The sequence below is a fragment of the Bombilactobacillus mellis genome (assembly GCF_000967245.1).
Classification (GTDB): domain Bacteria; phylum Bacillota; class Bacilli; order Lactobacillales; family Lactobacillaceae; genus Bombilactobacillus; species Bombilactobacillus mellis.
The window spans coordinates 92,877-104,974 of record NZ_KQ033878.1; the positions used below are offsets into that span (position 1 = coordinate 92,877).

Sequence of the window (12,098 nt, forward strand, 5' to 3'; positions counted from 1 at the left end):
TTAGTTAGCTGAATTTAAATTATTAATGTTGTAATTTTCTGACGGCAAAATCGCCAATTCCCTGCACTATAAATACTAAAATTAAGATCAAAATCATGGAAACAATAGTTACATCATTTTCAAAACGCTGATAACCCACGGCAATTGCCATGTTTCCTAAACCGCCGCCGCCGACAGCACCAGCCATTGCTGTTAAACCAATTAAACTAATTAAAGTCAAGGTGGCGGAGCGAATAAGTTCAGGCAGACCTTCTTTGAGGTAAACATGATAGATAATCTGCCAAGGCGACAAGCCCATCGCTTGCGCAGCTTCAATAATTCCGGGATCAACTTCGACCAGGGCTAATTGAACCTGCCGGGCAAAAAACGGGGCTGTCCCCACAATTAAGGGAACTAAAGCTCCTGTAGGTCCGATAGTTTGTCCAACCACTAATTTAGTAAAAGGACCAATTACCGCTAACAAGATGACAAAAGGAATGGAACGAAATAAATTAACTAATTTATCTAAAATATAGTAAAAGTGTTTCTGGGGTAAAATTCCCTGTTCATCTGTAATTAATAAGGCCACCCCTAAAATCAACCCCAGAATGCCGGCAAAAACAGCACTAACAAAAGTCATATATAAGGTTTGATAAATTGCAATTTCAAAACCGTTATCACCACTCCAATTAGCAACTACATTCGGCATCCAACTACTTATGGTCTGCCACATTTACTTCGCCCCCACTTCTGCTAAGTTAATTCTTTGGACCTCAACTTGTAAATGATTCAAATACTGTAAAGCGGCCTTAATATCTGCAGCTTGGCCATTTAAAGCCAATAACATGATCCCTACAGTTGTACCTTGTAATTGTTCAATATTACTGAATAAAATATTAGCTTCAACTTGATATTTTTTGTAGAGCTCCACAACAATCGGTTCTTCAGTGACATCCCCCAAAAAGTTTAGCTCAATTAAATTTTGCGTATCATTAGGTAAAAGCTGGCTTTGCTTAATCTGTTCCAAGGCCGGTCCCAATTGCGTAGAAGAATCCACAAATTTTTTCGTTAATTCTTGTTGGGGATGACCAAAGATATCCAAAAGACTGCCTTCCTCGATAATAGATCCCTGATCCATAACGGCAACACGATTGCAAATTTGTTTAATCGCATCCATTTCATGCGTAATAATGACAATTGTAATATTTAAGGTTTGATTCAAATAACCTAATAAATTTAAAATTTCCGTAGTAGTCTCCGGATCCAGTGCGCTGGTGGCTTCATCCGAAATTAAAATTTCCGGATCATTGGCTAAAGCGCGGGCAATCGCTACACGTTGTTTTTGTCCACCGGATAATTGAGAAGGATAATTATTTGCTTTATCACTGAGTCCTACTAGATCTAAAAGTTTATTTACTTTTTGTTTTTTTTCTGCACTGGATAACTGCGAATTCATCAGCGAAAAAGCCACGTTACCATAAACGGTGCGGGAATCTAATAAGTTAAAATGTTGAAAAATCATCCCGATGTTTTTCCGTTTGGCCCGTAATTGTTTAGCAGAAAGACTTAATAAGTCCTGCTGTTTCACTAACACTTTGCCACTGGTCGGCCGTTGTAACAAGTTAATCACCCGCACCAGCGTACTTTTCCCGGCACCGGAATAACCGATGATGCCATAAACATCGCCTTGATTAACGGATAAGGAAACATTTTTAACAGCATCTACGGTTCGTTCCTTTTGCGAAAAACTCACCGAAATATTTTGTAATTCAATAATAGTTTGCTTAGCTGCCATGCATACTACCTACAATCTCTCTAAAAATTGATCAAAAAATTCAATAAATTCTAAATAATCTGAAATTCGAATATTCTCATTAGGCGCATGATTACCTGATTTACTATAGCCCACGCCACAAGCTACAATAGGAGCTTGGGTATATTGATTGATTAACGCCATTGGTCCAGTACCGGGACTGGAAGGAAGCAGCTCAATTTGATCAGCGCCACCGTAACATTTTTGCGCAGTTTCTACTAACAAATCTACTAGAGGATGTTGGAGATCCCACCGATAAGCAGATTCCCCCAGCAAGTAATTAACCTGAATATCAGAAAATCCTTGATCTTGTAAATATTGTGTCAACTGAGTAAAAATCTCCTGTGGATCTTGATTGGGCACCAACCGAAATTCCAATTTTGCCCGCGCAGTTTTCGGAGTGACAGTTTTCACACCCGGTCCCTCCCAACCACTACTGAGGCCTTCAATATTAATCGTAGGACTAAAGGTTAAATTATAATTAACAGATTTATTTTTTAAAAGGGGCAAGGTCAACTGCCATTTTTCCTGTAAATCCGGTACCGCCGCCTGTTCGACTAATTCTTGTTCCCGCGAAGTCGGAGGCAGCACTTGCTCATAAAAGCCCGGGATTTTGATGTGACCGTCGGCATCACGCAAAGAATTAATTGCCGCCACTAAGCGCCAAGGCGCGCTATCGACCACAGCCGCATAAGAAGAATGCAAGTCAATAGCTGCAGAATTAGCAACTAATTCAAAGCACAATACCCCTTTATTTCCTCCTTGAATACTAAATTGCTCTTGCTCATTTTTACTGCCTGATTCCCATAAGACCAAATCCGCGGCTAAGAGTTCATGATATTTAGCTAAATACTGTGGTAAATGTTCACTGGCAATTTCTTCTTCACCTTCCAGCAAAAACTTAATATTGCAAGGCCAATCACCGTGTTTTTGCTGATAGCGCCTTAAAGCTGTCAAGCGACTAATAAAATCGCCTTTACAATCAGCAGCTCCCCGACCAATTAATTTATCCTTGGTAATTTTTAAATGAAAAGGATCAGAATGCCACAGCTCTACAGGCTCTTCAGGCTGCACATCGTAATGATTATAAATCAAAATAGTAGTTGTACTCGGTTGCTGCGGCTTGATTTCTGCAAATACTAAAGGAGCCGGATAATCAGTCAAAACCTGAACTTGAGCGCCCACTTCTTCTAATAGTTTTTTTAAAAAGTCAGCAGTCTGCTTTTGCGCTTGATGCTTGGCCGAAACAGAGGGCAAAGCAATATAAGTAGCCAATTCTTGAAAAGATTGCTGTACTAGCGGATCGTCAATTTTTATCATGCTATTATGCTCCCTTATTAAAATTTAGAATTCCAAACGGTTACTGCTCCTTGGCCGTAAACATGCTTAATTTCTTTAGCTACAGCTGGAGTCTGGAAAGCTTTTACAACTTTTTTATAGGTAGCATTATTCTTATCTTTTTTATTGGCAACAATGATATTAATCCAAGGTTTGGATTTTTGAGAAACTTTTTCTTTGTAGATGGCTTTTTTCGGACTCAATTTAGCAGCATTGGCAACATTACCGTTAACTACTGCGATATCCACATCGTTTAACGAATGAGCGGTCTGAGCGGCATCTAAAACACTAAATTTGAGAGCTAATTTATTAGCTTGAATATCTTTAGTTGAAGGCAATTTTTTATTGGTATTACGTAAAGTGATCAAACCAGCCGCTTCCAGCAATTGCAAGGCCCGTGCTTCATTAGAAGCGTCATTGGGCAAAGAAACTTTTGCACCAGATTTTAGTTGTTTGATATTGATAATTTTATTTGAATAAATTGTCATTGGCTGAATCACGGTATTACCAATTGCTACCAAATGGGTATGATGCGCCTTGTTCCAGTTATTTAAGAAGAATTGATGCTGATAAGCATTAATATCCAGTTCTCCTTGAGCTAAGGCTGTATTAGGCTGGTTATAATCAGAAAATTCGACAATTTTTAATTTAATATGGTCCTTTTTCACCTGTTTCTGGACGACTTTCCAAATCGGCGTGTCCGCATTGTTAATTCCAACTTTTACAGTTTTATCTTGGGCATTTTTATTGCCACAACCGGCAATTAACACAATTAAACCCAAGCAAGTGACCCAAAGTAAACTTTTTTTGATAATTTTTTTTAAGTTTTTCATTTTCTCCACCTCAATCAGTTATTTTTAGTTAAAAATAATATTAACAAACAAAAAACCGCTCCTAATCAGCCATTACAGCTAGTTAGAAGCGGTCTTACGCGGTACCATTCTAATTCAAAATTAGTTTACACTAATTTCCTTATCAACGTACAAAATTATACGCGTGTACTTTAAAGGGTACCACTCATTGCCACCTTATTAATAATTGCTTATTAACTCAGCGCACCAATCACAGGTCATTTTCACTCAAGATAGCGGCCTGATCTCAACAACCCAGGCTTTCTGTACACCAATTCTTAAAGCTACTTCCCCTGATCACTTTGTTTATAATATTTATCTTAACTGTTGTGAACCATCATAGAATTAATTTTTATTCTTGTCAACTAAAAATTCATTTTCTTAGTATTGCATTAAAATTATTTGCCGTAAAACAGCTAGTTAGAAGTGCAAACTATTTTTGTTGCTCATAAATTTTAAGAAAATCACAAAATATACTTCGTCAAATCACTGTCACTAGCAATCGAGCCCACTTTTTGGTCTACATATTCTTGAGTAATCGTAATGTCACCCATTTGCATATCGGGAGCTTCGTACATAATGTCTTCCAATACTTTTTCAAGAACTGTTGCTAAGCGCCGCGCTCCGATATTTTGACTGTCATGATTGACCTGATAGGCAATTTTGGCAATTTCTTCAATTGATTCTTTAGTAAAAGTTAAGTGGATGCCATCGCTGCCAATCATCGCAATATACTGCTTGACCAAAGCATTATCAGGAGCGGTCAGAATCCGAATGAAGTCAGTTTCCGACAAATCGTTTAATTCAACTCTAATCGGAAAACGACCTTGTAGTTCCGCAATTAAGTCGCTCGGCTTGCTTTCGGCAAAAGCTCCGGAGCCGATAAACAGAATATGATCCGTTTTCACCGTTCCGTATTTGGTATTCACACTGGAGCCTTCCACAATCGGCAAAATATCACGTTGGACCCCTTCACGGGAAACTTCACCGGAATTCTTTTTATTGCCAGCAGTGATCTTGTCAATTTCATCAATAAAAATAATACCGTCATTTTCCGCACGTTGAATGGCTGCTTGATAAATAGCATCGTGATCTACGAGCTTGCTGGACTCTTGTTCAATTAAAACTTCCCGTGCTTCTTTGACCGGCAAGGTTCGGCTGACTTTTTTCTTCGGTAAAATGGAATCCATGGCACTATTGAGATCAATTCCCATTTGTCCCATCATATCATTCATCGGGTTAATCTTATGCGACTCTTCAACTTGAATGGTTACTTCTTCATCTTCCAAAAGTCCCTTATCCAATTGTTCTTTGACACTGAGACGCTGATTACGTACCTCATCACTGACTTCTTCATTATTCTGAACTGCGGGCTCTTCTCCTTGAGAAAGCGAATTTAAGGCAGCCATCATGTCTTGAAAACCATTAATTTGCTTCGGAGCTTTTTTTATGCCCGGAACTAATAACTTAACCAGCTGCTTATTGGCAGCCCGAGTCGCTTGGACACGCACATCTTGATACTGTATGTCTTCTTCAATTTTAACGGCTACATCTACCAGATCGCGAATCATTGATTCCACATCACGGCCCACATAACCCACTTCGGTAAACTTAGTAGCTTCCACTTTAACAAATGGTGCCTGGACAATTTTAGCTAAACGACGGGCAATTTCTGTTTTACCGACACCAGTAGGTCCAATCATTAATAAATTCTTGGGAGTGATATCTTGTTGCATTGCTTCGGAAAGCTGCATGCGCCGATAACGATTATAAAGGGCAATTGCAACAGCTTTTTTAGCCTCGTCTTGACCGACAATATATTTATCTAACTGTTGAACAATCTGTTTCGGTGTCATTTGCGTTGTCATTATTTCCTCCTACAACTGATCTGTAATAATACTTTTATTTGTAAATATATCAATATCTGAAGCAATATTAATAGCTTCTTGGGCAATCTGAGCTGCACTTAACCCAGAACTATGGCGAATCATCGCAATTGCCGCAGCTTGGGCAAAATTACCGCCCGAGCCAATCGCAATTACATCTTCATCCGGTTCGATTACTTCTCCATTACCAGAAATCAATAATAAATCTTCTTGGTTGAAGGCAATCATCATTGCTTCTAATTTTTGCAAGGTGGGATCTTTACGCCAATCCTGAGCCAACTCGACTGCCGCCCGCTTCAGATTACCCGAGTAGCTTTCGAGTTTTTTTTCAAACCAATCTTCTAATGTGAAAGCATCCGCAACCCCGCCGGCAAAACCAATTACTACTTGATTGTTAAAAATTCGCCGAACTTTATGCGCAGAAGCTTTCATGATTGTTTTTTCTCCTGCTGTTACTTGACCATCTCCGGCAATTGCGGTTTGATCGTGATAACGTACAGCACAAATTGTTGTCATATTTATACCTCATTTTTCTAAATTAACTCCAGGACAGAACGAAATCATCCGTTAAAAAAGCACCTGCCATTACTTTCATACCATACCACAAGAGTAATAACGGTGCTAATAAAATTTATTATTTTTGTATTTCTTCTTGATAATCACCATTAGGACAGAGTATTTGCCTGCCGCCTTTGACTTTTTTTTCAATCAGATAATGCCCATCTTTGGGACAATTACGATTAATCGGCTTATTCCAATCTACAAAATCACAGTCGGGATAGCGCGAACAACCGTAAAACAGCCGGCGTTTTTTGGATTTACGTTCCACGACTTGCCCCCGATGACACTTCGGACAAGTTACTCCAATTTCTTTAATAATAGGCTTAGTATTGCGGCAATCCGGGAAACGACTGCAAGCATAAAACTTCCCGTAGCGCCCTAATTTAATAACCATTGGCGCCCCACAAATATCACAGTTCATGCCCGCAGGTTCGTCTTTAATTTGTAATTTTTCAATTTTTTCATCAGCATTTTTTAATTCTTTAGAAAAAGGCTGATAATACTCATCCACAACTTGTGTCCATTCTTCTTTGCCGGCTTCAATTCCGTCTAGCTCATCTTCTAAATGAGCCGTAAAATCAATATTCACAATATCAGGAAAGTACTTTTCAATTAGATTATCAACGATTTCTCCCAATTCCGTTGGTTCAAAACTACGCCCGTTCAGCTTGACATAATAGCGTTTTTGAATTGTCTCAATAGTGGGAGAATAAGTTGAAGGCCGACCAACGCCGTTTTCCTCCAAGGCCTTGACTAAAGCGGCCTCACTATAGCGTGCTGGCGGTTGAGTAAAATGCTGTTCCGGATTAATATCTACAATCTGGACTTCTTGACCTTCAGTTAAGGCTGGCAAGAGATTATCCTTAGTTTTTTTATCATCCTGATAAAGTTTTAAAAACCCGTCAAATTTAATCTGTGAACCTGTCGCCTGAAACTGCACTTGATTCTGTGCTAACGTTACTTTCATAGTATCCATCACAGCCGGAGTCATTTCACTAGCTACAAAACGCAGCCAAATCAAATTATAGAGCCGATATTGATCTGGTGTCAGCACCTTTTTTAAAGATTGCGGCGTTCTTAAAACTGACGTGGGTCTAATCGCCTCGTGTGCGTCTTGGGCGCCTTCCGGGTTTTTCGTTTTATGCAATTTCACGGCGGCATAGTCAGCACCATATTCATCATGAATAAATTGGGAAGTCTCATGTTTAGCCACGGCCGCAATTCGAGTAGAATCAGTCCGCATATAAGTAATCAGACCGACATTCCCCTGACGCGCTCCCAAGTTAATGCCCTCATATAATTGTTGGGCCAACATCATAGTCTTGCGTGTCTTGAAATTTAATTTTCGATTGGCTTCTTGTTGCAGTGAACTAGTTGTAAAAGGTGCGGCAGGATAGCGTTGACGTTGTTTCTTAACGACTTTTTCTACTGTAAATTTTTTCTTTTTATCAATTTTTTGTAAAATAGCCTGCACCGCTGTTTGCGAAGGCAGTTCCTCTTTATGACCGTTAAGCCCCACAAAGTTAGCCGCAAAAACTTCTTTGGAGCTGGAACCACTCTGAAAATGACTCGTAATAGTCCAATATTCCTGCGGTTTAAATTGTTGAATTGCTTTTTCGCGTTCAATGACCAATTTTAGAGCGATCGATTGCACCCGACCAGCACTTAAACCCTTTTTGACTTTTTGCCAAAGGATGGGGCTAATAGAATAACCGACTAAGCGATCCAGTACCCGGCGGGCTTGTTGCGCATTCACTAAATTCATGTTCACAATGCGTGGATGCTTAAACGCTTCTTTAACAGCATCTTTAGTAATTTCATTAAAAACAACTCGATTTTTATCTTGCAGATCTAAACCTAAAACATAAGAAACATGCCACGCGATCGCTTCTCCTTCTCGGTCAGGATCGGCAGCCAGATAGACATTTTTAGCATTTTTGGCCGCTTTTTTTAATTCTTTAATGGTATCACCTTTGCCACGGATCGAGATATAAGTTGGCTGATAATTATTTTCTAAATCAACACCCATTCTGCTTTTTGGTAAATCGCGAATATGACCCTTACTAGCTAACACTTTATAGTTTCTACCCAAATATTTTTCAATTGTTTTAGCCTTTGCAGGTGATTCCACAATCACTAAGTTCTTAGTAATCGGTTTACGTCTTGTCGTTTTTGATTTTACCAAAAAAAGGCCCCTTTCTTTAATCAAGTCGCCTCATATCATATGCTAGATACTTCTATTTTGTCAAATATTCTTTTGCGCACGTAAAGCTTGAATAAAGGTTTCTGCATCTAAAAATGGTCGCGCCCCGCTAGCAATCAATTGATTACAACCATAAGACAACGATTGAGTAATCGGCCCCGGTACCGCCCAGACATCACGATTTTCCTGTAAGGCTAATTCCGCCGTAATTAAAGTGCCACTGCGTTTTTTAGCCTGGGTGACAATCAGACTATCACACAGTCCGGCAATAATGCGATTTCTTTGCGGAAAATAATAAGGCCGCGGGCGCGTATGCGGCGGATATTCACTCAAAACTAACCCTAAATGTTGAATTTGTTTTTGCAGATCACGATTTTCCGCCGGATAAAAGTAGTCTAAGGAATTGCCTATTACGGCAATGGTCGTACCCTGATAATCCAAAGTTACTTGATGACAGCAACTGTCGGCACCGCGAGCTAGGCCGCTGATAGTTGTGATTTGATTTTGAACTAACCGGGGAACCAGGCCCTGAACAATTTGCTGTGTATAATAATTACATTGCCGAGAACCAATCACGGCCGCTGTCGGATTTTGCAATAAGGCTAAGTTGCCCGCATAGTACAAAATAGCCGGTGGATTATAGATTTGCCGTAATTTTTGGGGATAAGCCTGATCAAAAAAGGTCAAAAAAGCAGGCGGTTTGGACCCAGATTGCGACCAACGCTGGTAAAAAAGCTTGTGCTTGGCAGTTTTTAAATGCTGACATACAAAAGCTAATAAAAAATCAGTTGCTGTACTCACTTGGTAATATTGCTGGCAAGTTTTTAAGATTAACTGATTACTAACACAGCGGGTCATGGAAAGGCGCCAAATTAAGGCTTGAATAGACACAAAAATCATCTCCGTTTTTTTTTTTTAAAATTACGGAAATGATTACAAATACTTTTTAACTGGAGCAAAGCTGTGGCGATGCAAAGGACAAATACCCCAGCGCTGCATTCCTAATAAATGTTCTTTCGTGCCGTAGCCCGCATTTTTTTCAAAGCCATAATGCGGATAAATCTGGGCATAAGTCTGCATTAACTCATCTCGATAGACTTTAGCAATGATACTGGCCGCACCAATAGAAGCACTGCGGGCGTCGCCTTTAATAATTTTTGTTTGGGGTATCGCTACCGGAACCTGCATGGCATCAACTAATAAATGCTTAACGGGGACATTTAATTGCTGCACGGCTTGAGCCATAGTAACTTCGGTCGCATGATAAATATCCAACTCATCTATCAAAGCGCGACTACCCACACCAACACTGACATCTATCGCTACAGCCAGAATTTGTTCGTATAATTGCCGCCGCTTATGCGCACTTAATTTTTTGGAATCATTAATTTCCCAAATTTGTACATCCGCAGGCAAAACTACAGCGGCAGCAACTACCGGACCAGCCAAAGGACCCCGTCCAACTTCGTCAATACCGGCAACCAGTTGCTGCTTCTGCCAAAACGGCCGCTCAAAAGTTAACCGGCGTTCGAAATCTATTTGCAGTTCTCGTTGCCGTTGTTGCTGTTGCTGATGTTTTCGGACTAATTTTTGCACTCCTTGGCGCGGATCCTGAGCTAATTTGGACCAGAGGTCCGGCTGAGCAGACGAAGTTTTCAGTAAATCTTTTATTTGTTGAATTGTGAGCTGGGACAGATTTTCAGTCATTTAACGGCACCTGATCCAAAGTATAACGTCCCAAGGTGCCTTTTTGCACATCCTGAATAACTTTTTGGGCAGCGTGATCCCAATTAGACTGTTGTGCTAATAATTTAAACAGCTCTGTACTGTTATCAGCTAAGTCTTGATCAGAGAAATGATAAGTTTGTTGTAATTGCTGCGGATAATATTTTTGCCAATATTCTAAAGCAAAAAGTGCCAGATCTTCATTAGCTACTAAATCAGCTTTTAAAGCTCCGCTTAAAGCCAATTTCAATCCCACCTGCTGATCTTCAATTTTAGGCCACAGAACTCCGGGAGTATCCAACAATTCAATTTGCTGGGGAGCTTTTAACCAATTTTGGTTTTTAGTAACTCCCGGTCGATTCCCAGTCACGGCAATTTTTTTTCCCACTAATTTATTTAAAATCGTGGACTTTCCCACATTAGGAATTCCCAGACACATGACGCGAATAGTATAGTTTTTAACCCCACTTTTCCGGTATTTTTCCAGTTTAGCTGCCATTAATTTTTCGATAGCGGCAATAATTATTGGCAAATGACCATTATGCTGGGCATCAATTGCTATACTTGAACAATCATGCTGCTTTAAATAATCCTGCCAGCGGCTGGTTTGCTGTGGATCGGCTAAATCTTTTTTATTTAAAATAATGAGCCGTTTTTTCGATTGAATTATTTGTTCTAGCAGCGGATTGGCTGACGATTGCGGTAAACGGGCGTCGCGAATTTCTAAAACGACATCAACCAAACTCAAACGCTCTTGAATTTGATTTTTGGCTTTATTCATATGCCCTGGATACCATTGAATAGTTGCCATAAATTCTGCTCCTTCATATTTGCAGATTTTTAACCTATTTTCAGAAAATAAGTCCGATATTCCAACGCTCTTATTTCATAATTGAGCCCTGAGTTTCTTGATAATTACGAAAAGCAGCATCAAAAATATCCATTGACGGCAAATAAGAACCATTTAATTCTAAATAGTTGGATAATTCCGCATAATCATGCGATTGCTTAGGAAAAGTTGAATCAAAAAATGCTGCCTGAGCAAAATTAGCGATGGGTTCCGAACTATTAGGATCTCTTTGCGTCATCAAATATTCATAAAAAGTCTTTCCCATTATTCTCGTTTCCTTTACATTGCAGTAGAAAATACTTTAATTATTATCCGGTCCTGCGACAAATTTAATTGATCAACTTTAAAGTAATATCCTTGTTTACTATGATGTGCTGGTAAATTGATATTGATCAAACGTTGTTTGCTGTTGATTTGTACCCACTTGGGAAAATGATAGTTATGTTGAATATAAAACAAAACAAATTCTAGGGGAATCCCCAATTTACCCACTTTTAAACGCTGGGCTTTTAACTGAATCCCCCCATTAGCAGTGGCGTAGGGCTTGGTTTGCAGGGTAAAGTTAATATGAGATCCTAAAAAGATCGCACTTCCCAACAAATTAACCTGATTTTTTTCTACTGTCAAATGATATTTAATATCATCATTATTCAGAAATTCCTTAATATAATGATTAGCCAAACGCTGTGTTTGTTTTTTAGTTAGGTGAACCTGAAAAATTGCTTGCTGTTGCTCTACTCTGGTTGTGGGCTGACTTTCATTCCAATTAGTTTTCATATCGCTATGAAAAATCTGAAAAGCCAAAAAAGCTAATCCTAAAACCAACAAGGCCATTACAATAAGAAAGGCATATTTCCAAGGATTAAATGACTTTTTTTGCGAGCGGGACATA

General features: G+C 39.3%; 12 protein-coding genes. All 12 read right to left on the reverse strand.

All coding sequences use genetic code 11. The features are described from left to right. Window positions 1-22: 22 nt before the first annotated feature. The 12 genes from JG29_RS04650 to JG29_RS04705 all read right to left on the reverse strand — a co-directional run bounded on the left by JG29_RS04650 (window position 23) and on the right by JG29_RS04705 (window position 12,097). Window positions 23-712, reverse strand: a complete 690-nt coding sequence (locus tag JG29_RS04650; RefSeq protein ID WP_045922802.1) for a methionine ABC transporter permease — start codon at window positions 710-712, stop codon at window positions 23-25. Beyond that, window positions 713-1,774 carry a methionine ABC transporter ATP-binding protein gene (locus JG29_RS04655; protein WP_045922803.1) on the reverse strand — a complete coding sequence of 354 codons (1,062 nt, stop codon included), beginning with the start codon at window positions 1,772-1,774 and terminating at the stop codon, window positions 713-715. It lies immediately after the preceding gene. A 9-nt stretch (window positions 1,775-1,783) separates the two neighbouring features. After that, window positions 1,784-3,112, reverse strand: coding sequence for a M20/M25/M40 family metallo-hydrolase (locus tag JG29_RS04660; protein ID WP_045922804.1), 1,329 nt, complete (start codon window positions 3,110-3,112; stop codon window positions 1,784-1,786). Between the two features lie 17 nt (window positions 3,113-3,129). After that, complete coding sequence (locus JG29_RS04665) at window positions 3,130-3,963, reverse strand: MetQ/NlpA family ABC transporter substrate-binding protein (protein ID WP_045922805.1); 834 nt, start codon at window positions 3,961-3,963, stop codon at window positions 3,130-3,132. A 482-nt stretch (window positions 3,964-4,445) separates the two neighbouring features. Next, complete coding sequence (gene hslU, locus JG29_RS04670; RefSeq protein ID WP_045922806.1) at window positions 4,446-5,849, reverse strand: ATP-dependent protease ATPase subunit HslU; 1,404 nt, start codon at window positions 5,847-5,849, stop codon at window positions 4,446-4,448. A 9-nt stretch (window positions 5,850-5,858) separates the two neighbouring features. Next, window positions 5,859-6,383, reverse strand: a complete 525-nt coding sequence (gene hslV, locus JG29_RS04675) for an ATP-dependent protease subunit HslV (protein ID WP_045922807.1) — start codon at window positions 6,381-6,383, stop codon at window positions 5,859-5,861. 118 nt (window positions 6,384-6,501) lie between these two features. Further along, window positions 6,502-8,613 (reverse strand): type I DNA topoisomerase, encoded by a 2,112-nt coding sequence (gene topA / locus JG29_RS04680; protein WP_156961628.1) that lies wholly within the window; start codon window positions 8,611-8,613, stop codon window positions 6,502-6,504. 60 nt (window positions 8,614-8,673) lie between these two features. After that, window positions 8,674-9,522, reverse strand: a complete 849-nt coding sequence (gene dprA, locus JG29_RS04685; protein ID WP_052696314.1) for a DNA-processing protein DprA — start codon at window positions 9,520-9,522, stop codon at window positions 8,674-8,676. Window positions 9,523-9,564: 42 nt separating this feature from the next. Continuing rightward, a complete protein-coding gene (locus tag JG29_RS04690; protein ID WP_045922808.1) occupies window positions 9,565-10,338 on the reverse strand; it encodes a ribonuclease HII in 774 nt (257 codons plus the stop codon). Then, window positions 10,331-11,167, reverse strand: a complete 837-nt coding sequence (gene ylqF / locus JG29_RS04695) for a ribosome biogenesis GTPase YlqF (protein WP_045922809.1) — start codon at window positions 11,165-11,167, stop codon at window positions 10,331-10,333. Before ylqF ends, JG29_RS04690 begins: the two co-directional genes overlap by 8 nt. Before the next feature lie 70 nt (window positions 11,168-11,237). Continuing rightward, window positions 11,238-11,471 carry a YozE family protein gene (locus JG29_RS04700; RefSeq protein WP_045922810.1) on the reverse strand — a complete coding sequence of 78 codons (234 nt, stop codon included), beginning with the start codon at window positions 11,469-11,471 and terminating at the stop codon, window positions 11,238-11,240. A gap of 14 nt (window positions 11,472-11,485) precedes the next feature. Further along, window positions 11,486-12,097, reverse strand: coding sequence for a YpmS family protein (locus JG29_RS04705; RefSeq protein ID WP_045922811.1), 612 nt, complete (start codon window positions 12,095-12,097; stop codon window positions 11,486-11,488). Window position 12,098: the final 1 nt, after the last annotated feature.